We start from the raw sequence: 24,372 nt of genomic DNA on the forward strand, positions 1-24,372 counted from the left end.
GTTTGAGGGGGCAGGGGCTTTGGGGGGCGGGCATGAAGTCGCGGCACACCGGTCCGGTGCGAGCGAAAGGGAGGGTAAGGTAATGCCGGTCAATCAAGCGTAAGGCGATCCGTAGCAGAGTGCGCATCGCAAATGAAAGCGAGCCGCTCAATGGGCTCGCTCGGGGCTGTCGCTGCGGGTTTACTTCGAGGTTTTCCGGCGCTGCGGTTCAGTGCTTTCGAGGTAGCGCGTGATGACTTCGACCCCCCGGTTGAGGTGGTTTTCGAGCAACGTCACCGAGCGCTCTACGTCCCGCTCTTCGGCGGCCCGCAATAATGCTCGGTGATCTTCCTGAGACAGTTTGCCCAGGCCCATGGCTTCCAGATTGAAACGCAGGAAACGCTCCTCTTCATTCAACCCGTCTTCGACCAGTCTCAGCAACCGCTGGTTGGGAGCTTTGTTGTAAAGCGCCATGTGGAACAGACGATTGAGTCGGCCGATCTCGGTGTAGTCGTGTTCTGTTTCCAACTCCTCGATATAGCGCGTCGCCTGTTCGAAATCGGCGGCTTCAAGCTGAGGGATCGACCGACGCAGAGCTTCGGACTCCAGGAGGATTCGCAGCTCATAGGTTTCTGCCGCATCGCCCTGGACCAACGGGGCAACCACCGCGCCTTTATGGGCGATCACGTTGAGCAGCGATTGCGCTTCGAGCTGGCGCAAGGCTTCGCGCACCGGCATGCGGCTGACGCCGAACAGGTCGGCCAGGTCTTGCTGACGCAAGGCGATGCCGCAAGGAATGCGACCGTCGAGAATCGCCGCGCGCAGGGTTTCTTCGATCACCGAGCGCGCCAGATGAGCGGGAATCGGCCCGTTGACCTTGATACTGCTGAGAGGGTTGGGCTTCTGTGTCACAACAAACGCACCCTGTTTGGCTGAAATACTTGGATCCAAATGGACACTAGTGACTGCCTGACTGGTTGTCAAACGGGCAAAAGATCGCATTACCTTAAAGTCTAGCGTGCCGACAGTGATCTCACCGTGCCATTGTCTTTTACCGGGCTAACCTGCACCATCAACCGACTTCCACCTGCCTACCCTGGATGCCTCGCATTGGCGGTACGTTTCGCGATCCCTCGGACTTTGCGCTGGCTAGGCTGCGCACTGCTGCTGGCCGGCGTCATGCTGGGCGGGCTGCATGCCGACTGGGATTTTTCCCTGATCAGTCGCCGCGCGCAGGCATTGTACGGGCCTTTGGGTGAAGGGCAGCAGCGCATCGATGCATGGCAGCAGTTGCTGGCCACGCAAAAGCAGATTGGCGAGCTGGAACAGCTCAACGTGGTCAATCGCTTCTTCAACAAGCAGATGCGTTATGAAGAAGACATCGACCTGTGGCACGAAGTCGATTATTGGGAAACGCCGATCGAAGCCTTGTGGAAAGGCGCTGGCGACTGCGAAGACTACGCTATCGCCAAGTATTTCAGCCTGCGCCGTCTCGGTGTCTCCAGTGACAAGCTGCGCATCACCTACGTCAAGGCTTTGCGCCTGAACCGCGCGCACATGGTGCTGACCTACTACTCGAGCCCCGAGGCCATGCCGTTGGTGCTCGACAGCCTGATCGACGCGATCAAGCCCGCCAGCCAGCGAACCGATTTGCTGCCGGTCTACTCTTTCAATGCCGAAGGGTTGTGGTTGCCGGGTGCCAAGGGCAACAAAAAGGTCGGAGACACCAAACGCCTGTCCCGCTGGCAGGATGTGTTGAAGAAAATGCAGGCCGAAGGTTTCCCGGTCGAGACGACTAACTAGGAGCACGCGCTCAGATGTCTTTGTTCAAACAGCTGTTGATCGCTATCTGTCTGTTCCTGGTGGTCGCCTTCACCGGCAGCTTCATGGTCAGTCTGGAAAGCTCGCGTACCCAGTACGTCAACCAGTTGCGCTCCCATGCCCAGGACGCCGCGACGGCGTTGGCGCTGTCCCTGACGCCGAACATCGACGACCCGGCGATGGTCGAATTGCTGGTCAGCTCGATCTTCGACAGCGGCTATTACGCCAGCATCCGTGTAGTCGATCTGGCCAACGACAAAACGATTGTCGAGCGCAGCGGCATCCCGGCGGTCACCAGCGTGCCGGACTGGTTCGTCAAACTGATCGACCTGGAACCGGCCGGCGGCGATGCGCTTGTCAGCCGTGGCTGGGAGCAGGCCGCGCGGGTCGAGGTGGTCAGCCATCCGATGTTCGCGTTGGCCAAGCTGTGGCAGAGCGCATTGGGCAGCCTTGGCTGGTTGCTGATCTGCGGCGCGGTGAGTGCGGTGCTGGGCGCGCTGTTGCTGCGCCGGCAACTGAAACCGCTGGATTACATGGTCGAGCAATCCCACGCCATTGCCCGCCGCGAATTCCTCAGCCTGCCAGAGCTGCCGCGCACCCCGGAACTGCGCCGGGTGGTGCAGGCGATGAACCAGATGGTCGAGAAGCTCAAAGCGCTGTTTCAGGAGCAGGCCGAACGCAGTGAAAAACTGCGGGCCGAGTCCTATCAGGACAACCTGACCGGCCTGGCCAACCGGCGTTATTTCGAAATGCAATTGAACGCGCGAGTGAGCAATTTCGAGCAGGCCAGCTCCGGCTATTTGCTGCTGTTGCGAGTCAAGGATCTGGCTGGTCTGAACCAGCGGCTGGGCGGTCAGCGCACTGATGAATTGTTGAAGGCGGTGGGCGAGCAGTTGTCCCGTGAGTGCGCCAAGTACCCGGAAACCCAGAACCTCGTCACGCGTATCCGTGGTGGTGAATTTGCCGTGCTGGCGCCGGGGCTGGTGCGCGAAGAAGCGCTGCAACTGGCGAGTAACCTCGAGAGTGCCCTGGCGAGTCTGCATGCAACGGGTGCCACGGACGTGGCGTCGGTGGCCTCGATCGGGCTGGCGCCGTTTGCCCATGGCGACTCGCCGCAAGCAGTCATCGGGTTGGCGGACCAGGCACTGGCCCAAGCGGAAAGTCAGGGCGAACCGAGTTGGGCATGCCTCGATCAGGGCGCGCCGGCCCGGGTTGGCGACGATCATCATGCCTGGCACACTTTGCTTGATCAGGCGTTGGATCAGCAGCGTTTCGAGCTGTACTTCCAGCCGGTGGTGGCCAGCCACGACACGCAGGTGGTGCTGCATTACAAAGTGCTGTCGCGCCTGCTCGACGAGCAAGGCCGGACCGTTCCCGCCGGGCGTTTCTTGCCTTGGCTCGAGCGTTTCGGCTGGACCGCGCGGCTGGACCGTTTGATGCTGGAACTGGTGCTTGAGCAGATGGCCGACCATGAAGAGTCGCTGGCGCTGAACCTGTCCTCGGCGACACTGGCGGATCCGCAGGCGCTGAACAGGGTGTTCGAGATTCTGCGTCAGCATTCGAATCTGGGGGAACGACTGACCCTGGAAATCGGCGAAGAACAATTGCCTGAACAAGCGGTGCTGGAACAGCTGACGCGGCGTCTGCGCGAGCTTGGATTCTCGCTGAGTCTGCAACGTTTTGGCGGGCGCTTCAGCATGATCGGAAACCTGGCACGACTTGGGTTGGCGTATCTGAAAATCGACGGCAGTTATATCCGGGCGATTGATCAGGAGAGTGACAAGCGTCTGTTCATCGAGGCGATTCAACGGGCGGCGCATAGCATTGATTTGCCGTTGATTGCCGAGCGGGTCGAGACCGAAGGGGAATTGTCGGTGATTCGTGAGATGGGGTTGTATGGGGTTCAGGGGCAGTTGTTTGGTGAGCCTAAGCCTTGGCAGTAGGGTTTCAGCTGATCGTTCCCACGCTCTGCGTGGGAATGCAGCCCGTGACGCTCCGCGTCACAAGAGGGCCAGGCGCAACGCCGGCGGTGGGGCTGGAACGCGGAGCGTCCCTTGAGGCATTCCCACGCAGAGCGTGGGAACGATCACCGTTAACGAGGTCCTAGGAGATTTGCCCCCCGACATCGACATCAAAGCCAGTTATTGGTGGAACGGGCGCTGGATCACCTTGAATCGCCGCAGATGCAGGCTCGGGCCGAGGTAGATGATCGTTCCCACGCTTTGCGTGGGAATGCAGCCCGTGACGCTCCGCGTCACAAGGGGGCCAGGCGCAACGCCGGCGGTGGGGCTGGAACGCGGAGCGTCCCTTGAGGCATTCCCACGCAAAGCGTGGGAACGATCGGCGTCGGGCGTTAGATCAACCCCGTCTCATCATCATCGATCAACTGGCTCAACCCGCCCAACGCTTCACGGGCCTGGGTGCGGTCCATCAGCTTGGCCTGCGCGGCCGGTGGCAGGTCGGTGACGCGGATCACGCCTTTTTGGGTCAGTACCTGAATCAAGTCGTCGAGTACCCGGATCATTTCCAGGTCGCTCTGCTTGAGCTGCTTGAGGCTGGTCTCCACCACTTCGTGGGCATACCAGGCCTGGATTTCATGGTGGTCGGCCGGCAGCGTTTCCGTGGCCTCGGCGTAGGCCGTGGCTTCCACGCGCACTAACTGACCTTGCGCATCGCGTTGCACGTAAAACATTGAGCATCCCTCGGAAATGGACCGGCATCGTGCTGTCAGCAGCATAGGCCAACGCAGGCGAGTATGCGGTGCGACGACGAAATCGTCACCCGTGAGGTGGGCGCAAACGTGACGGCCGCCCGGTTTCGGCGGCCGTCAACCTGCTGATCAGCTGTTGTTGTGATCGACCTTGATGGTCGGGTCACTGCCGGCGATCAACGAGTTGATGCTGGCGCTGGACCAATTGTTACCTTCCAGTTTGATCGTCACGTCCGGGGTGGCCGCAGCAGCATCGGCGCCGTTGAACTTGCCGCCAGAACTGACTTGCAGGGATGACACACCATCCACCGTGGTGATCTTCAGGAAGTTGTCGATGGTGCTGCCGGTTTCGCCCTGCAACAGATCACGCAGGTCGATGCGGTCGCCTTCGCTGGCCTTGAAGTCCTTGATCACGTCGCTGCCGGTATCGCCAGCCTTCCAGATGAAGGTGTCGGCACCCGAGCCGCCAATCAGGAGGTCGTTGCCTTGACCACCGATCAACGAGTCATTGCCGCTGCCCCCGAGCAGGATGTCATTGCCCTTGCCACCGTCGAGGAGGTCGTTGCCACCTTGGCCGAAGAGAATGTCGTTGCCCGCGCCACCCAGCAGCATGTCATTACCGTCGTGGGCGCCAGATACGTCGAACTCGATGTAATGCTCGGTGATGTACTGGTGCACGTTGCTGGTGGTGACTGTGCTGACGTCAACGCCGGTCTGCTGGGCGACGAACGCCTGCATGGCCTGATAACCCTCGCCGGCAACGCCGTTGAAGCTCACCAGATCGCCGAACAGAAGGTCGTTGCCGTCACCGCCGCTAACCGTGTCGGCACCCGGCATCGTCGCTTCGGTATGGCCGATGATCGAGTTGGTCAGGTCTTTCGGGTCAATGTTGGTCTGCGGCGTGTCATCCGAATCGTACGGTTCGAGGTCGCCGAGGGTGACGTCTGTGTTCAGGCCGATCGCTTCCACCGTCGATACTTTGCTCAGCAATGTGAAGCCACTGGTGGAGTTGTCGATGGCAGTGGAATCGGTGCTGTAGCCGGTGCCATCGCGATAGGACAGCTCGTAGGTGCCGTTGCCCTCGGCATGAAGGGTGCCAAGTTCAGAACTGTGCCAGTTGCCCTTTTTATTCTGAGTCAGCAGCGTGACGTTGCCGGCGCTGTCGATGGTCAGGGAGTGAGTGCTGTCCAGGTCGACGGAATAGGTCTGCCCCAATTGGTAATTGGCGGTGGTGATGACGTCATCGAGCTTCACATTGCCGTACAAGGTCGGGTTGATCTCTTCACCGCTCTGGTAGTAGGTCGGCTTGCCGTCAGTGATGAAGTAGGTGAGGTTCTTCGCGCCGGTGTTGGCAATGGCGTCGGCACTCTTGAACCAGTTGGCCGTGGTCTTGAACACATCCTCGTAGTTGGTACCGCCGCCGGACGACATCGAACCCAGAACGGATTTGAGCAAGGTCAGCGCATTCGGATCGTTCAGGTTTACTGATACCGATTTGTTGACCTGGGCATCGAAGTCCACCAGGAAAATATTCACGGTGCCGGAGTTGCTGCCCAGGCTTTGCTTGAGCGTATTGAACACTGCCGTCAGAGAATCCTTGGCAGCGTTGATCGACGTGCTGCTCATGCTGCCCGAGCTGTCGACCATGAACGCAATGTTGTAGTTGGTGCCCGGCACTACGGTCAGCCCGCCGATGTCGGCGACCATGATGTCGTTGCCGTCAGTGCCGGTGATGGTGTCATCGGCTGCAGTGGCGGTGACGGCCTTGTATACCGCCGGGTAGACCGTGACTGGGATCTGCGCGCTGCTCGGTGCTGAACCGCCATGGGCTTCGGTAGACGTCGAAGTCACGGTCAGGGTGAACTGGCCGTTGTAGTACGGCGGCGGGGTGACGGTCAGTGTGCCGAGGTTCCAGCCGGTGACGTTGGCTTCGCCGTTGGTCGCGCTGGCGGTGAAGGTGTGGCCCGCGTCATCGGTGAGCGTCGAGCCCGCCGGGATGCCGCTGATCTTCACGCTCAGGCTTTCAGAGCCGTCGGAATCGGTCAGGGCCGTTTTGATCGCGGACAAGTGAACGCTGGTACCTTCGGCGCCTTCATTAAGTTTGTAGCCGTCGTAGTAGCCTTCGCCATTGGTGCCATGCAGATCGGAAACCGTCACGCCGGAAGCGGCCAGATCCGCCACGCCGGTGTACAGCGGCACGCCGGCACTGCTCAGATCGACCGCCGCGCCGCCGTTGACCGACAGGTTGACGTCATAGTTGCCGGGGCCATTCTGGTTGTGGTGGTAGATGTCGAGGGTGTAGTAACCGCTGGTGGTCGGGGTGAACGAGCCGTTCAGGTTGCCGCCCGCGCCCCACGTGGTTGCGGCCACATTCTTGCCACCGATGGTTACCAACAAGCTGTCATCGCCGGTGCCGCTGAAGGTGTATGTCTTGCCGGCTTCGAGGTAAATCAGGCCAGACATTTTCGAGGCGGTGCCGGCCGAAACGCTGCCGCCGGACTGCACATTGGTCACAGTGCCACTGGAGTTCGGTGTACCCGCACCGTCGATGATTGATTTCAGCGTGCCCGAAGACGCGCCACTGCCATCGGTGCCGAGGCCCGACAGGCCGGTCCAGACTTCCTTGATCAGTCCGGTGGACTTGACGCTGTTGTCCGCGACGCTCAGGGATGGCGCGTCGGCAACCGGTGTGATGTCGATGTTCACCGTGCCGGTATTGCCCAGCAGTTGACCGTCGGTTGGCTGGAATTTGATCTGCGCGTAGTCCGCCTGGTTGTTGCCTGCGCCGCTGCCACCATAGCCATCGACGCCGGATTCGTTGGCATCTGGCGTGAAGCGCAATTTGCCAGCGTCGATGTCGGCCTTGCTGAACGTCTGGTTGGTCGCCACGTCTTTCCAGGTCGCACCGTCCAGGTACTGCAATTTGCCTTCGCCCGGCAACTGATTGATTTTCACCCCCAGATTGGCAGCCGGGCTGTCGACATCACTGACGCCGAAGGTCGACCAGCCGAGGATCAGCGGAGTGTCTTCGGTGCCGGTGACGTTAACCGATGCAGCGGTCGGCGCATCGTTCACAGCCACTACGTTGACGGTGGTGGTCGCGGTGTTGGAGTAGTTGCTGCCATCGGTCACCGTCACGGTGATGATCCGCGGCACGGTGCTCGGATCTTCACTGCCGTTGGTGAAGCTGATGTTCTTGATCTGCTGCATGTAGTCGGCCAGCGTCGCGTTGCCCGAAAGGGTCAGGGTGACCGTGCCGTCCTGGCTGTTGGCGTTGATGCTGATGCCATTGACGCTGTTGCCCAGGTTCAACGCATCGCCCGGCTGACGGTTGGTCAGCACGATGGTGGCGCCGGTGAGCATCGTGCTGTCCGGGTCGGTGATGCTCAAATCGGTGTCGCCGATCGAGACGCCTTGGCCGGTGGTGCCTTCGGTGAAGGTCACGTTGTAGTTGGCCCCGGTGGCCCCGGTGGCGCCGCTGGAGTTGTTGGCGTCGAGGTCGAGAACCGGCGCTGCATCGTTGTCGATGATCGAGGTACTGACGCTGCCATTGGAAGCGCTGACTGCGAGGTTTTCGAAGTTGCCGCCGGTGGCCGAGTCAATCTTGACCACGAAGTTCTCGGTGCCTTCGGTGAACTTGTCCTCCAGCGTCGCAACGTCGAAGCTTGCGCTGCTGGCGCCTGCCGGAATATTCACGGTGTACACGCCGGTGAAGTCCGAACCGTCGGCGGCGGTGCCGCTGTAGACGATTTTCAGGGTCACTTCGGTCTGTGCCGGGTGGGTCAGGCTGACGGTGTAGTTGGCGGTCTGGCCTTCGGTGACCGAGGTGCTGCCGCTGATGCTGACTTCGGTTTTGTCGATCGTGTCGGTGACGGTCGTGACCGCAGCGGTGTCGCGGGTGACCAGATTTTCGAAGTTGCCACCGGTGGCGCCAGTGATGGTTGCTTCGACGGTGCCGGCGTCTTTGTAGACGTCGTCCTTCGGCGCATCGACAGTCACGGTGCCGGTGGTTTTGCCAGCGTCGATGGTGATCACGGCGCCATTGCTCAACGTCACGGTCACCGGAGTGCCGGCGGGGTTGGTCAGGGTCGCGGTGTAGGTGATCTGGCTACCTTCGGCGACCGAGTTGGTCGCGCTCAGGCTGAGGGTGGTAGTGTCGACAGTGTCGGTCACGGTGGTGCTGACCGGCGTTTTGTCGGCGACCAGATTCTCGTAGTTGCCGCCGCTGACGCTGGTGATCGAGTTGGTCAGCGGAGCATGACCGGCCAATGCGTCGTTCGGTGCGGCGGTGGTCACGGTACCGGTGGTTTTACCGACTTCAATAGTAATCGTCTGACCGTTGGCCAAGGACACGGTGACCGGGCTGCCAGTCACCGGTGCACCGACAGTCGCCGTGTAGGTGACGGTGCCGCCTTCAGCTGCCGAAGCAGTGGCGTTCAGGGTGACGGTCGAGGTGTCGAGGGTGTCGGTGATGCTGGTTACTGCTGGGGCAGTGCTTGGCACCAGGTTCTCGAAGTTGCCACCGGTTGCGGTGGAGATGGTTGCCTGGACAGTGCCGGCGTCTTTATAGACGTCGTCCGTTGGTGTGTCGACGGTCACGGAGCCGGTGGTTTTGCCTGCTTCGATGGTGATGACGGCGCCGTTGCTCAGGGTGACGGTGACCGGAGTCCCGGCCGCATTGGTCAGGGTCGCGGTATAGGTGATCTGGCCGCCTTCATCCACGGTGCCGGTCGCGGTCAGCGACAGGTTGGTGGTGTCCTGGGTATCGGTCACTGAGGTGTCGGCCGATTTGCCGTCGACGTCCAGTTTTTCGTAGTTGCCGCCCTTCGCGTCGTCGATCTTGACGCTCAGGGAGGCGCCACCGGTCAGGGCGTCGTTTGGCGCGGTGAAGTTGACGCTGGCGCTGCTTGAGCCGACCGGGATGGTGATGGTCTGGCCGTTGGACAGGGTCACAACCACCGGCGAACCGGTGACCGGCGATGTCACGGACGCGGTGTAAATCACGGTCCCGCCTTCAGCGATACTCGAAGTGGCGCTCAGCGAAACGGTGCTGGTGTCGAGGGTGTCATTGACGGTGGTCACCGCCGGTGTATCGCTGGCGACCAGGTTTTCGAAGTTGCCGCCGGTCGCGTCTTTGATGGTCGCTTCGACGGTGCCGGCGTCTTTGTAGACATCGTCCTTCGGTGCATCGACGGTCACGGAGCCGGTGGTTTTACCCGCTTCGATGGTGATCACGGCGCCGTTGCTGAGCGTGACGGTCACTGGTGTGCCGGCCGCATTGGTCAGGGTCGCGGTATAGGTGATCTGGCCGCCTTCATCCACGGTGCCGGTCGCGGTCAGCGACAGGTTGGTGGTGTCCTGGGTATCGGTCACTGAGGTGTCGGCCGACTTGCCGTCGACGTCCAGTTTTTCGTAGTTGCCGCCCGTTGCACCGTCAATCTTGACGCTTAGCGAACCGCCACCGGTCAGGGCATCGTTCGGTGCGGTGAAGTTGACGCTGGCGCTGCTCGATCCGACCGGAATGGTGATGGTCTGGCCGTTGGACAGGGTGACAACCACCGGCGAACCGGTGACCGGTGCGCTGACGGACGCGGTGTAAACCACGGTGCCGCCTTCAGCCACAGTGCTGGTCGCGGTGAGGTTGACCGTCGAAGTGTCAAGGGTGTCAGTCACCTCGGTGACCGCCGCCGCCGGGTTGGTGGCCAGGTTTTCGAAGTTGCCGCCGGTCGCGTCTTTGATGGTCGCTTCGACTTGGCCGGCGTCTTTGTAGACGTCGTCCTTCGGTGCGTCGACAGTCACGCTGCCCGTAGTTGCGCCAGCGGCGATGGTGATCACCGCACCGTTGCTCAGCGTCACGGTGACCGGCGTGCCGGCCGCGTCGGTCAAGCTCGCGGTGTAGACAATGGAACCGCCTTCGGCGACCGAATCAGTAGCGCTCAGACTGAGGGTGGTGGTGTCTGGAGTATCGGTGATCGAGGTGTCGGCCGACTTGCCGTCGACGTCCAGCTTCTCGTAGTTACCGCCCTTCGCGTCGTCGATCTTCACGCTCAGGGAGGCGCCACCGGTCAGGGCGTCGTTTGGCGCGGTGAAGTTGACGCTGGCGCTGCTCGATCCGATCGGAATGGTGATGGTCTGGCCGTTGGACAGGGTCACAACCACCGGCGAACCGGTGACTGGCGATGTCACGGACGCGGTGTAAATCACGGTCCCGCCTTCAGCGATACTCGAAGTGGCGCTCAGCGAAACGGTGCTGGTGTCGAGGGTGTCATTGACGGTGGTCACCGCCGGTGTATCGCTGGCGACCAGGTTTTCGAAGTTGCCGCCGGTCGCGTCTTTGATGGTCGCTTCGACGGTGCCGGCGTCTTTGTAGACATCGTCCTTCGGTGCATCGACGGCCACGGAGCCGGTGGTTTTACCCGCTTCGATGGTGATCACGGCGCCGTTGCTGAGCGTGACGGTGACCGGCGTGCCGGCGACGTTGGTCAGGGTCGCGGCGTACACGATGGAACCGCCTTCAGCGACCGAGTCGGTCGCGCTCAGACTGAGGGTGGTGGTGTCTGGAGTATCGGTGATCGAGGTGTCGGCCGACTTGCCGTCGACGTCCAGTTTTTCGTAGTTACCGCCGGAGGCATCGTCGATCTTGACGCTCAGCGAACCGCCACCGGTCAGGGCATCGTTCGGCGCGGTGAAGTTGACGCTGGCGCTGCTCGATCCAACCGGAATGGTAATGGTCTGGCCGTTGGACAGGGTCACAACCACCGGCGAACCGGTGACCGGCGCAGAGACCGAAGCGGTGTAAACCACGGTGCCGCCTTCGACCACAGTGCTGGTCGCGGTCAGGTTCACGGTCGAAGCATCGAGAGTATCGGTCACCTCGGTGACCGCTGGCGCCGGATTGGTCGCCAGGTTCTCGAAGTTGCCGCCGGTCGCGTCTTTGATGGTCGCTTCGACTTGGCCGGCGTCTTTGTAGACGTCGTCCTTCGGTGCGTCGACAGTCACGCTGCCCGTAGTTGCGCCAGCGGCGATGGTGATCACCGCACCGTTGCTCAGCGTCACGGTGACCGGCGTGCCGGCCGCGTCGGTCAAGCTCGCGGTGTAGACAATGGAACCGCCTTCGGCGACCGAATCAGTAGCGCTCAGGCTGAGGGTGGTGGTGTCCGGAGTATCGGTGATCGAGGTGTCGGCCGATTTGCCGTCGACTTCCAGCTTCTCGTAGTTACCACCCTTCGCATCGTCGATCTTCACGCTCAGCGAACCGCCACCGGTCAGGGCATCGTTCGGTGCGGTGAAGTTGACGCTGGCGCTGCTCGATCCGACCGGAATGGTGATGGTCTGGCCGTTGGACAGGGTGACAACCACCGACGAACCGATGACCGGCGACGTTACGGACGCGGTGTAAACCACGGTGCCGCCTTCGGCGACGTTCGTGGTGGCACTCAGCGAAACGGTGCTGGTGTCGAGGGTGTCATTGACGGTGGTCACCGCCGGTGTATCGCTGGCGACCAGGTTTTCGAAGTTGCCGCCGGTCGCGTCTTTGATGGTCGCTTCGACGGTGCCGGCATCTTTGTAGACGTCGTCCTTCGGTGCATCGACGGTCACGCTGCCGGTGGTTTTGCCCGCTTCGATGGTGATCACGGCGCCGTTGCTGAGCGTGACGGTGACCGGCGTGCCGGCCGCGTTGGTCAGGGTGGCCGTGTAGGTGATCTGGCCGCCTTCATCCACGGCGCCGGTCGCGGTCAGCGACAGGTTGGTGGTTTCCGCAGTGTCAGTGACCGAGGTATCCGCCGACTTGCCATCGACGTCCAGTTTTTCGTAGTTACCGCCCTTGGCATCGTCGATCTTGACGCTCAGGGAGGCGCCACCGGTCAGGGCATCGTTCGGCGCGGTGAAGTTGACGCTGGTGCTGCTCGATCCAACCGGAATGGTAATGGTCTGGCCGTTGGACAGGGTGACAATCACCGGCGAACCGGTGACCGGCGCAGAGACCGAAGCGGTGTAAACCACGGTGCCGCCTTCAGCCACAGTGCTGGTCGCGGTGAGGTTGACCGTCGAAGTGTCGAGGGTATCGGTGACCTCGGTGACCGCCGCTGCCGGATTGGTCGCCAGGTTTTCGAAGTTGCCGCCAGCGGCATCCTTGATGGTGACTTCGATCTGGCCGGCGTCTTTGTAGACGTCGTCTTTCGGTGCGTCGACAGTCACGGAACCGGTGGTGGCGCCGGCGGCGATGGTGATGATTGCACCGTTGCTCAGCGTCACGGTGACCGGAGTGCCGACGGTGTTGGTCAGGGTCGCGGTATAAACGATGGATCCGCCTTCAGCGACCGAGTCAGTCGCCGAGAGGCTGAGGGTAGTGGTGTCCTGGGTATCGGTGATTGAGGTGTCGGCCGACTTGCCGTCGACTTCCAGCTTCTCGTAGTTACCGCCCTTCGCATCGTCGATTTTCACGCTCAGCGAGCCGCCGCCGGCCAGCGCATCATTTGGCGCAACGAAGTTGACAGAACCGCTGCTCGAGCCAACCGGAATGGTAATGGTCTGGCCGTTGGACAGGGTGACAACCACCGGCGAACCGGTGACCGGTGCACTGACGGAAGCGGTGTAAACCACGGTCCCGCCTTCAGCCACAGTGCTGGTCGCGGTGAGGTTGACCGTCGAAGTGTTGAGTGTGTCAGTCACCTCGGTGACCGCCGCTGCCGGATTGGTCGTCAGGATTTCGAAGTTGCCGCCGGTCGCATCTTTGATGGTCACTTCGACTTGGCCGGCGTCTTTGTAAACGTCGTCCTTCGGTGCATCGACGGTCACGGAACCGGTAGTCGCACCGGCCGCAATAGTGATCACCGCACCGTTACTCAACGTGACGGTGACCGGCGTGCCGGCGACGTTGGTCAGGGTCGCGGTGTACACGATGGAACCGCCTTCAGCCACCGAGTCGGTCGCGCTCAGACTGAGGGTGGTGGTGTCTGGAGTATCGGTGATCGAGGTGTCGGCCGATTTGCCGTCGACGTCCAGTTTCTCGTAGTTGCCGCCCTTGGCGTCGTCGATCTTGACGCTCAGTGAACCGCCACCGGTCAGGGCGTCGTTTGGCGCGGTGAAGTTGACGCTGGCGCTGCTCGACCCTACCGGAATGGTGATGGTCTGGCCGTTGGACAGGGTCACAACCACCGGCGAACCGGTGACTGGCGCCGACACGGAAGCGGTGTAAACCACGGTGCCGCCTTCTGCCACAGTGCTGGTCGCGGTGAGGTTGACCGTCGAAGTGTCGAGGGTATCGGTGACCTCGGTGACCGCCGCTGCCGGATTGGTCGCCAGGTTCTCGAAGTTGCCGCCAGCGGCATCCTTGATGGTGACTTCGATCTGGCCGGCATCTTTGTAGACGTCGTCTTTCGGTGCGTCGACAGTCACGGAACCGGTGGTGGCGCCAGCGGCGATGGTGATCACGGCGCCGTTGCTCAGCGTCACGGTGACCGGAGTGCCGGCGGTGTTGGTCAGGGTCGCGGTATAAACGATGGAACCGCCTTCAGCGACCGAATCGGTTGCGCTCAGGCTGAGGGTGGTGGTGTCCGCGTTATCGGTCACCGAGGTGTCCGCCGATTTGCCGTCGATTTCCAGCTTTTCATAATTGCCGCCCGTAGCGCCGTCAATTTTGACGCTCAGGGAGTTACCACCAGTCAGGGCATCGTTCGGCGCAGTGAAATTCACGCTGGCGCTGCTCGACCCGACCGGAATGGTGATGGTCTGGCCGTTGGACAGGGTCACAACCACCGGCGAACCGATCACCGGAGCAGAGACCGAAGCGGTGTAAACCACGGTCCCGCCTTCAGCCACAGTGCTGGTCGCGGTGAGGTTGACCGTCGAAGTGTCGAGGGTATCGGTCACCTCGGTGACCGCCGCTGCCGGATTGGTCGCCAGGTTCTCGAAGTTGCCGCCAGCGGCATCCTTGATGGTGACTTCGATCTGGCCGGCGTCTTTGTAGACGTCATCTTTCGGTGCGTCGACAGTCACGGAACCGGTGGTGGCGCCGGCGGCGATGGTGATGATTGCACCGTTGCTCAGCGTCACGGTGACCGGAGTGCCGGCGGTGTTGGTCAGGGTCGCGGTATAAACGATGGATCCGCCTTCAGCGACCGAGTCGGTCGCGCTCAGGCTGAGGGTGGTGGTGTCCGGAGTATCGGTGATCGAGGTGTCGGCCGATTTGCCGTCGACGTCCAGTTTTTCGTAGTTACCACCCTTCGCATCGTCGATCTTCACGCTCAGTGAACCGCCACCGGTCAGGGCATCGTTCGGTGCGGTGAAGTTGACGCTGGCGCTGCTCGATCCGACCGGAATGGTGATGGTCTGGCCGTTGGACAGGGTGACAATCACCGGCGAACCGGTGACCGGCGCCGACACGGAAGCGGTGTAAACCACGGTCCCGCCTTCAGCCACAGTGCTGGTCGCGGTGAGGTTGACCGTCGAAGTGTCGAGGGTATCGGTGACCTCGGTGACCGCCGCTGCCGGATTGGTCGCCAGGTTCTCGAAGTTGCCGCCAGCGGCATCCTTGATGGTGACTTCGATCTGGCCGGCGTCTTTGTAGACGTCGTCTTTCGGTGCGTCGACAGTCACGGAACCGGTGGTGGCGCCGGCGGCGATGGTGATGATTGCACCGTTGCTCAGCGTCACGGTGACCGGAGTGCCGGCGGGATTGGTCAGGGTCGCGGTATAAACGATGGATCCGCCTTCAGCGACTGAGTCAGTCGCCGAGAGGCTGAGGGTAGTGGTGTCCTGGGTATCGGTGATTGAGGTGTCGGCCGACTTGCCGTCGACTTCCAGCTTCTCGTAGTTACCGCCCTTGGCATCGTCGATTTTCACGCTCAGCGAGCCGCCGCCGGCCAGCGCATCATTTGGCGCAACGAAGTTGACAGAACTGCTGTTCGAGCCAACCGGAATGGTGATGGTCTGGCCGTTCGACAGGGTCACAACCACCGGCGAACCGGTGACCGGTGCGCTGACGGACGCGGTGTAAACCACGGTGCCGCCTTCTGCGACGGTAGACGTCGCGGTCAGGTTCACGGTCGAAGTGTCGAGGGTATCGGTCACCTCGGTGACCGCCGCTGCCGGATTGGTCGCCAGGTTCTCAAAGTTGCCGCCTGCGGCATCCTTGATGGTGACTTCGATCTGGCCGGCGTCTTTGTAGACGTCGTCTTTAGGCGCATCGACGGTTACAGAACCGGTGGTGGCGCCAGCGGCGATGGTGATCACGGCGCCGTTGCTCAGCGTCACGGTGACCGGAGTGCCGACGGTGTTGGTCAGGGTCGCGGTATAAACGATGGATCCGCCTTCAGCGACCGAGTCAGTCGCCGAGAGGCTGAGGGTGGTGGTGTCCTGGGTATCGGTGATCGAGGTGTCGGCCGACTTGCCGTCGACTTCCAGCTTCTCGTAGTTACCGCCCTTGGCATCGTCGATTTTCACGCTCAGCGAGCCGCCGCCGGCCAGCGCATCATTTGGCGCAACGAAGTTGACAGAACTGCTGTTCGAGCCAACCGGAATGGTGATGGTCTGGCCGTTCGACAGGGTCACAACCACCGGCGAACCGGTGACCGGTGCGCTGACGGACGCGGTGTAAACCACGGTGCCGCCTTCGGCGACGGTAGACGTCGCGGTCAGATTGACCGTCGAAGTGTCGAGGGTGTCAGTCACGTCAGTGACCGCTGCCGTCGGGTCAGTCACCAGGTTCTCAAAGTTGCCACCGACGGCGTTCTTGATGGTCACTTCAACCTGGCCAGCATCTTTATAGACGTCATCGGAGGGGGCGGGGACGCTCACGCTGCCGGTGGTCGCGCCGGCGGCGATGGTGATCACCGCACCGTTCGACAAGGTCACGGTGACCGGCGTACCGGCCGGATTGGTCAACGTCGCGGTGTACAGAATTTGACCACCTTCGGCCACTTCGGTGGACGCCGACAAGCTCAGCCCGGTGTCGTCTTTCGAATCGGTAATGGTGGTGAGCGCCGGCTCGGTGCTCGGGGTCAGTTGCTCGAAATTGCCGCCGGTGGCGCCAGTGATCGTGGTGCTGACGGTGCTGCCATTGTTGTAGACATCATTGGCCACGGTATCGACAGTCACGCTGCCGCTGGTCTTGCCCGCTTCGATGGTAATGACCGAGCCGTTGCTCAAGGTCACGATCATCGGCGTACCAGCCGAGTTGGTCAGGTTGGCGGTGTAGGTAATCTGGCCACCTTCAGTGACACTGCCGGTGGCGGTCAGGCTCAGGCCGGTATTGTCGACCGAATCGGTAATGGTGGTGACCGCCGGGGTCGGATTCGGCACCAGGTTCTCGAAGTTGCCGCCGGTAGCGCCGGTGATCGTAGTGCTGACGGTACTGCCGTTGTTGTAGACGTCATTGACCGGCGTCGGAACGTTCACGCTGCCGGTAGTGTTGCCAGCGGCGATGGTGATGGTCGAACCGTTGGACAGGGTGACGGTGACTGGCGTCTGCGCCGGGTTGGTCAATGTCGCGGTGTAGGTGATCTGCCCACCTTCGGTGACGGTCGAGCCCGCTGTCAGAGTGACAGTGGTGGTGTCGACGGTGTCGGTGACCTGGGTCACGGCCGGGACGGTCGGCGGAGTGACCACGATACCGCTGCCGCCCGTGGTGCCGGTGACGGTCACGTTGATTTGGGTCGGATCGTTATAAACCGTGTCGTTCGGTGCCAGCGGAACGTTGACGGTGCCGGTGGTTTGGCCGGCTGCAATCACGATCACCGAGCCGTTGGACAAGGTGATGGTCAGGTCGGTCAGCGGCGCCTGGGTCAGGGTCGCGGTATAAACCAACACGCCACCGGCCTCAGTGATGGTCGGCGTGGCGCTCAGGCTCAGGGTCGATTCGCGCAAGGCATTGGTGCTGGTGTCAGCAGTCTGGACGCCGGTGATGTCTTGTGTTGCCAACGCGGCTGTGGCGAGGCCTTCAGTCGGGAAGCCGATAGTCGGATCGACCCGGGCAGCGGTTGCCTCCAGGGCCACGAAGCTGTGGCCACCACCGGTAGAGCCGCCTCCGCTCAGAGCGGTAGGGCCGGCCGCGGTGGCTTCAAGCGTGGTGGTCGGGTCGACGCCGGCGGCGATGGCTTGCTGCAATTCGTCAACCGATGGCGCGGCTTGTGCAGTGGCTTGCGCAAGGTCGGTGCTGGAATCCGGATCGCTGCCGCTCCACTGAGTGTCGCGGCCCAGGTCCAGGGTCCGGCCGTCAGCCAGTTCGAGCGTAATGGCACCAGCGGCACCGGTGTCGACCTGATCTCCGACCAACAACCGGTCGCCTTCAACGAGTACGCGACGGATGCCTTCTGGCGACACCGCGAAAACCTGACCCACAATGCTTTTGACGATGGCAACAACACTGCTCATTGAAGACTCTCCGGGTGTCACGTTCAGTTGACTTCCATTGAACCGATCAGCGCGTTCGCCGATCGGGGCTGGACGTACTTTCAAGTTATTCGGTGCATAATTTTGACGCGCCAATGGTCAATATTTTGGCTATATCTTTTAGAAATTAACTTTATGCCAAACTATTGACCTTATGGGAGCCATCCTAAACAATCGCCCCAGTAATGTCACATTGATATTTAAACGGCGACCTGTCCTACAGGCGTGTGATCCAGTTCCGATTTTGAACTTTCCGACATACGGTCATTCCGGTTGCCATCATCCGATGCAGCGCTACGTTCTGCAGTGAATCAAGACAAGAAGTCCCGGGAAATTCCAACTATGCGTTTGCACCTGTTCAAGGTTCTACCCTTCGCCCTTGCCGCCGGTTTTGTTCAGGCGCAAAGCCTCCCGCAGGCCATGCAGCAGGCGCTGGACGTCCATCCGGAAATTCAGGCAGGGGTTAACAGTCGATTGGCCGCGGATTATCAGTTAAAGGCCGCTAAAGGTGGATACCTGCCGAGGGTCGATCTGCTGGGCGGTTATGGTCGCGAAGGCACCGACAGCGTCACCACCCGTGCCGCAGGCAACAACAATCACTGGGAAACGCTGAACCGCAGCGAGTCAAGTTTACGTCTGTCGCAGATGGTATTTGACGGTTTTGCGACGTCCAGCGAAGTGGGGCGTCAACAAGCCACCGTTAATTCTCGCGCTTATTCCTTGCTGGGGACGTCGGAACGCACCGCGCTGACCGTCGCTCAGGTCTATCTCGACGTGCTGACCCGCCGCGAGTTCGTGCGTCTGGCCGAAGACAACTTGAAGAACCACGAACGGATTCTCGACCAGATCAAATTGCGCACCCAGCGCGGCGTAGGCAGCGGCGCCGACCTTGATCAGGCTGACGCGCGTATGGCTCAGGCCCGCAACAACCTGATCACCGAACAGACCAACCTGGCTGATGCCGAAACCAACTTCCTCAGTGCCGTCGGCCAGATGCCCGATCAACTGGAGCGACCTGCCGAATTCATGGCGCTATTGCCAGCCAACCTGGATGAAGCCCGGGCGCAGATGCTGGAGAACAGCCCGATCCTGCGCTCCGCCGAATCCGATATCGCTGCCGCCGAGAAGCAGTACGAAGCCGCCAAGTCGAGCTTCTACCCGCGCTTCGATGCCGAACTGGGTCGCAGCGCCGACAACGATATCGACGGTCAGAACGGTCATAACAACGAATGGCAGGCCATGCTGCGCATGCGATTCAATGTGTTTGCCGGTGGCAGCAACAAGGCTGATCTGGAATCCAAGTCCTACCAGTCGAATCAGGCACTGGATATTCGCAACAACGCCCTACGCGTGTTGAACGAAGAACTGGGCCTGGCCTGGAACGCCCTGAACAACGCCAACGCCCAAGTGCCGATCGCCCAGCAATATGTCGATCGCAGCGCCAGTGTGCGCAGCGCGTATCAGAAGCAGTTCAGCCTCGGCGAACGCACCTTGCTCGACCTGCTCGACAGTGAAAACGAGCTGTTCAGCGCTTCCCGTCGGCTGGCCGAGATCAAGAACATTCAGTTATTTACTCAGTACCGAATCAAGGCGACCATGGGCGAATTGCTCAAAAGTCAGGGTGTGGTCGCACCGTTGGCATCCGTCGTGCAAAACGACGTGAAGCCCAAGGTCCAGCTGCCTGGGATGAATTGAGTCCTGCCCCATTTCAATCGTTAGCCAAGAGTGTCGAGCGTGGAATCAGAAGTCAGTGGAGTTCAACTCATTCATGATCCGCGCGCGATGCATGACGATCCGTTACTGGATGGCCTGCTAGCCCTTTGCACTTTGCACCAGAAACCGGCCAGCGCCGCGATGCTGACCACCGGCCTGCCATTACCCAAACAACGCCTGAGCGTCGAGCTGCTATCCCGTGCGGCCGCTCGCGCCGGGCTGCAAGGGCGGGTGCTGCAACGCAAGCTGGAGCAGATTCCGGCGATTGCCATGCCGGCGCTGTTGCTGCTTAAGGAGGGCCGCAGTGCGGTGCTGCTCGGCTGGCACGGTGAAGACCAGGCCCGGCTGCTGCTCAGCGAAAGCGACGGTGGCGAAGTCTGCGTCAGCCGTGAATTGCTCGCCGACGACTACAGCGGCAAAGTCTTCTTCGCTCAACCCCAACACAAATTCGACGTCAACCACGGCACGCTGATCCCGCGCGCGCGTTCGTGGTTTCGCGACACTCTCAAGCGTTCGCGCTGGCTGTACGCCGACGCCATCGCCGCCAGTTTTCTGATCAATATCATTGCCATGGCCGCGCCGCTGTTCGTGATGAATGTCTACGATCGCGTGGTGCCGAACCAGGCCGAGTCGACCCTGTGGGTTTTGGCCATCGGCATCACCGGCGCTTACCTGTTCGATCTGATCCTCAAGAGCCTGCGCAGTCTGTGCCTGGACCTGGCCGGCAAGAAAACCGACCTGATCATTTCGGCGACGCTGTTCGAGCGCATCGTTGGCATGGCCATGAAGTACCGCCCGGCCCGGGTTGGCAGCTTCGCCCAGAACATCCATGAGTTTCAGAGCCTGCGGGACTTTCTCGCGTCGCTGACCCTCACCAGCCTGATCGACCTGCCGTTTACGCTGCTGATCTTCATGGTCATCGCGATTCTGGGCGGGCATCTGGTGTGGATTCCGGTGCTGGCGTTCCCGATTGCCCTGTTGATCGGTTATGCCTTGCAGAAGCCGCTGGTGGCGACCATGGAGCGAACCATGGCCCTGGGCGCCGAGCGCCAGTCGAGTCTGATCGAAACCCTCGCCGGCCTCGATGCGGTGAAGGTCAACAACGCCGAAAGTGAACGCCAGTATCAGTGGGAGCAAACCATCGGCACCCTCAGTCGCCTCGAACTGCGGGTGAAAATGCTGTCCGGTCTGGCGATGAACATCACTCTGCTGATTCAGCAACTGGCCGGGGTGATCATGATCGTCTTCGGTGTGTACCAGATTATCGACGGTCACCTGAGCATGGGCGGTTTGATTGCGTGCTACATGCTCAGCGGCCGTGCCCTCAGCCCACTGGCTTCGTTGTCCGGCCTGCTGACCCGCTACCAGCAGGCCCGCGTGACCATGACCTCGGTCGATCAGATGATGGAGTTGCCGCAGGAGCGCAATTTCGACGAGCGCCCACTGAGCCGCAAAGTGCTGCAAGGCGCGATTGAATGCCGCCAGTTGAACTTCACTTACCCGGATCAGCAGAACCCCGCGCTGAAGAACATCAACCTGATCATCAAGCCCGGTGAAAAGATCGGCATCATTGGCCGCAGCGGTTCTGGCAAAAGCTCCCTGGCCAAACTGCTGGTGGGCCTCTATCAGCCGGACGATGGCGCGTTGCTGGTGGACGGTGTGGATATCCGTCAGATCGACGTCAGCGAATTGCGCCACAACATCGGCTACGTGCCTCAGGACATCCAGTTGCTTGCCGGTACCTTGCGCGACAACCTGATCTCGGGCGCGCGCTATGTCGAAGACGAACTGGTGCTGCAAGCCGCGGAACTGGCCGGCGTTCACGAATTCGCCCGTCTGCATCCACAAGGTTATGAGCTGCAAGTCGGTGAGCGTGGACAGAACCTGTCCGGCGGTCAGCGCCAGAACGTCGCCCTGGCCCGAGCGCTGCTGCTCAACCCGCCGATCCTGTTGCTGGACGAACCGACCAGCGCCATGGACAACACCGGCGAAGAACGCCTCAAGCAACGCCTCGCGGCCGTGGTTGAAAACAAGACCGTGGTGCTGGTGACGCACCGGGCTTCGCTGTTGTCGCTGGTGGATCGTTTGTTGGTGATCGACCGCGGACAGATACTCGCCGATGGCCCGAAAGCCGCCGTGATGGAAGCGTTGAAGAAGGGGCAGATCAGTGTTGCTTAAGTCCGGGGTCAAAGATTCCATCCACCGCTACTTCAAAGGCTCCGCATCGCTGCAAGGCCAACCCCTTCCCGAGGTCAACAAAGCGCTGATCGAAGACGCTCCGCGCGTGGTGCGATTGACGATCTGGGCGATCATCGGCTTCTTCGTGTTCCTGATGCTCTGGGCCAACTTCGCGGTGATCGATGAAGTCACCAAGGGCGACGGCAAGGCGATTCCGTCGTCGAAGATCCAGAAAATCCAGAACCTTGAAGGCGGCATCGTCTCCGAGCTGTTTGTCACCGAAGGCCAGATCGTCGAGGCCGGCGCACCGCTGATTCGTCTGGACGACACGCGGTTTGCCTCCAACGTCGGCGAGACCGAGGCTGATCGGCTGTCGATGTTGTTGCGTGTGGAACGTTTGAGCGCCGAGGTCGATGACCGTGCGCTGAACTTCCCCGCCGATGTGCTCAAGGCTGTTCCCATTCAGGCTGCCAGTGAAGAGTCGCTGTACATCAGCCGTCGTCAGCAATTGCACGATGAAATCGGGGGCTTGAAGGAGCAATTGATCCAGCGTCAGCAGGAGCTGCGCGAATTCACCTCCAAACAGGCTCAGTACCGCAGCGGCCTGGCCTTGCAGCGTCAAGAAATCAACATGTCCGAGCCGTTGGTGGCTCAGGGTGCGGTATCACCGGTGGAGGTTTTGCGCCTCAAACGCGCCGAGGTTGAAACCCGCGGCCAACTGGACGCCACCACCCTGGCGATCCCGCGCGCCGAATCGGCAATCAAGGAAGTGCAGCGCAAGATCGACGAGACTCGCGGCAAATTCCGCAGCGAAGCCCTGACCCAACTCAACGAAGCACGCACCGATCTGAACAAGGCCCAGGCCACTGGCAAGGCCCTGGAAGACCGGGTCAGCCGGACGTTGGTGACATCGCCGGTGCGCGGCATCGTCAACAAGTTGCTGGTGAACACCATCGGCGGCGTGATTCAGCCGGGTAGCGATCTGGTGGAGATCGTGCCACTGGATGACACCTTGCTGGTGGAAGCCAAAATTCGTCCGCAAGACATCGCCTTCTTGCATCCGGGACAGGACGCCACGGTGAAGTTCACGGCGTACGACTACACCATTTATGGTGGCCTCAAAGCCAAGCTGGAACAGATCGGTGCCGACACCATCACCGACGAAGACAAGAAGACCACGTACTACATCATCAAGCTGCGCACCGAGCGCAGCCATCTCGGGACGGATGAGAAGCCGTTGCTGATCATCCCGGGGATGGTGGCGTCGGTGGATATCATTACTGGCAAGAAGACCGTGCTCAGTTATTTGCTCAAGCCGATTATTCGGGCGCGGGCTGAGGCGCTACACGAGCGGTAGTCTTCGGTCGGGGCTGATGGCCTCATCGCGGGCAAGCCCGCTCCCACAGGGGTTTTGTGATCGCCACAGAACCCTGTGGGAGCGGGCTTGCCCGCGATGGCGGCCTCAAGAGCGATAAAAATCAAAAGCCATATCGTTATTCGCTAACGGTATTTAAATTTCAATTCTTATACCTATAAAGTCACTCCCCTGCGTACCTGCCGACCAATCGGCGCGCCGCACGACACGAACCAACACGGGACCTCCGTGAGTTTCTGATCGACGCGCGCCCTTGAGCGTGCCGTGCGTGGGAGTGATTTTTATGTCAGCCGTCTCTTTTTCTCCAAAACCTGCATCAACAAGCGCCACCGTCACGTCGCAAGTCTTCGAAGTCCGTCCGTTCAGCGGCGCTGTCGGGGCCGAAATCATCGGCCTGGACCTGTCCCGCCCGATCAATGACCAGGACTTCGCCCGCATCCATCGTGCACATCTGGATCATCACGTGGTGGTGTTCCGCGACCAACGCATTACCCCCGAACAACAGATCGCCTTCAGCCGCCGTTTCGGCGTGTTGCAGATCCACGTGCTCAAGCAGTTCTTGCTGGCCGGGCATCCGGAAATCCTCATCGTTTCCAACATCATCGAAAACGGCCAATCCATCGGTCTCGGTGACGCCGGCAAGTTCTGGCATTCGGACCTGTCCTATAAAGAACTGCCGAGCCTGGGCTCGATGCTGCATGCCCAGGAACTGCCGTCCGAAGGCGGCGACACACTGTTCGCCGACATGCACAAAGCCTGGGACAACTTGCCCGACGCGCTGTGCAAAGCCGTCGAAGGTCGCTCGGCCGCGCATTCCTACACGGCGCGCTACAGCGAGAGCAAATTCGAAGGCAATTGGCGCCCGACCCTGACGCCGGAGCAACTCGCTCAGGTCGCCGAAGTGGTTCACCCCATCGTCCGCACCCACCCGGAAAACGGCCGCAAGGCGTTGTTCGTCAGCGAGGGCTTCACCACCCGCATCGTCGGTCTGCCGGAAGAAGAGAGCAAACAAGTGCTCGACGAGCTCTATGCCCACAGCGTGCTGCCGCAAAACATTTACCGCCATCAATGGCACGCCCACGACCTGGTGTTCTGGGACAACCGTTCGCTGATTCACCTCGCTGCCGGATGCCCCAGCCATCTGCGCCGCAAGCTGTATCGCACCACCATCCAGGGCGACGTGCCTTTCTGATTTCGGAGAACT

General features: G+C 61.1%; 9 protein-coding genes. 6 read left to right on the forward strand and 3 right to left on the reverse strand.

Translation table 11 applies throughout. The annotated features are described in order from the left end of the window. Nucleotides 1-180: 180 nt before the first annotated feature. Complete coding sequence (locus MEB48_RS22995; RefSeq protein WP_237886164.1) at nt 181-891, reverse strand: GntR family transcriptional regulator; 711 nt, start codon at nt 889-891, stop codon at nt 181-183. Nucleotides 892-1,089: 198 nt separating this feature from the next. Here MEB48_RS22995 and lapG point away from each other — a divergent pair, with 198 nt between their 5' ends. Further along, nucleotides 1,090-1,782, forward strand: a complete 693-nt coding sequence (gene lapG, locus MEB48_RS23000; protein WP_237886165.1) for a cysteine protease LapG — start codon at nt 1,090-1,092, stop codon at nt 1,780-1,782. Between the two features lie 14 nt (nt 1,783-1,796). Continuing rightward, on the forward strand, nt 1,797-3,743 hold the full coding sequence (gene lapD / locus MEB48_RS23005) for a cyclic di-GMP receptor LapD (protein WP_237886166.1): 1,947 nt from the start codon (nt 1,797-1,799) through the stop codon (nt 3,741-3,743). Between the two features lie 410 nt (nt 3,744-4,153). Here the strand turns inward: lapD and MEB48_RS23010 are convergent, their stop codons facing one another. Then, on the reverse strand, nt 4,154-4,492 hold the full coding sequence (locus tag MEB48_RS23010) for a hypothetical protein (protein WP_019582912.1): 339 nt from the start codon (nt 4,490-4,492) through the stop codon (nt 4,154-4,156). A gap of 147 nt (nt 4,493-4,639) precedes the next feature. Further along, on the reverse strand, nt 4,640-17,884 hold the full coding sequence (locus MEB48_RS23015) for a retention module-containing protein (RefSeq protein WP_237886167.1): 13,245 nt from the start codon (nt 17,882-17,884) through the stop codon (nt 4,640-4,642). Between the two features lie 360 nt (nt 17,885-18,244). Between MEB48_RS23015 and MEB48_RS23020 the strand changes: the two genes are divergently transcribed. The 4 genes from MEB48_RS23020 (at nt 18,245) to MEB48_RS23035 (ending at nt 24,360) form a co-directional block, all read left to right on the forward strand. Further along, entirely contained in the window at nt 18,245-19,597 is a 1,353-nt protein-coding gene (locus MEB48_RS23020; protein WP_237886168.1) for a TolC family outer membrane protein, read from the forward strand. 39 nt (nt 19,598-19,636) lie between these two features. Continuing rightward, nucleotides 19,637-21,793 (forward strand): type I secretion system permease/ATPase, encoded by a 2,157-nt coding sequence (locus tag MEB48_RS23025; protein ID WP_237886169.1) that lies wholly within the window; start codon nt 19,637-19,639, stop codon nt 21,791-21,793. Then, on the forward strand, nt 21,783-23,150 hold the full coding sequence (locus MEB48_RS23030; RefSeq protein WP_237886170.1) for an HlyD family type I secretion periplasmic adaptor subunit: 1,368 nt from the start codon (nt 21,783-21,785) through the stop codon (nt 23,148-23,150). The genes MEB48_RS23025 and MEB48_RS23030 overlap by 11 nt, the downstream gene beginning before the upstream one ends. Nucleotides 23,151-23,451: 301 nt before the next feature. Beyond that, nucleotides 23,452-24,360 (forward strand): TauD/TfdA dioxygenase family protein, encoded by a 909-nt coding sequence (locus tag MEB48_RS23035; protein ID WP_237886171.1) that lies wholly within the window; start codon nt 23,452-23,454, stop codon nt 24,358-24,360. The last annotated feature ends 12 nt before the right edge of the window (nt 24,361-24,372 follow it).

The organism is Pseudomonas sp. PGPR40, from assembly GCF_022014505.1.
Classification (GTDB): domain Bacteria; phylum Pseudomonadota; class Gammaproteobacteria; order Pseudomonadales; family Pseudomonadaceae; genus Aquipseudomonas.

What these genes read in the sequence shown, in the direction of transcription:
- lapD (WP_237886166.1), top strand. Translation starts at nt 1,797, where the DNA reads ATGTCTTTGTTCAAACAGCTGTTGATCGCTATCTGTCTGTTCCTGGTG.
- MEB48_RS23010 (WP_019582912.1), bottom strand. Translation starts at nt 4,492, where the DNA reads ATGTTTTACGTGCAACGCGATGCGCAAGGTCAGTTAGTGCGCGTGGAA.
- MEB48_RS23015 (WP_237886167.1), bottom strand. Translation starts at nt 17,884, where the DNA reads ATGAGCAGTGTTGTTGCCATCGTCAAAAGCATTGTGGGTCAGGTTTTC.
- MEB48_RS23020 (WP_237886168.1), top strand. Translation starts at nt 18,245, where the DNA reads ATGCGTTTGCACCTGTTCAAGGTTCTACCCTTCGCCCTTGCCGCCGGT.
- MEB48_RS23035 (WP_237886171.1), top strand. Translation starts at nt 23,452, where the DNA reads ATGTCAGCCGTCTCTTTTTCTCCAAAACCTGCATCAACAAGCGCCACC.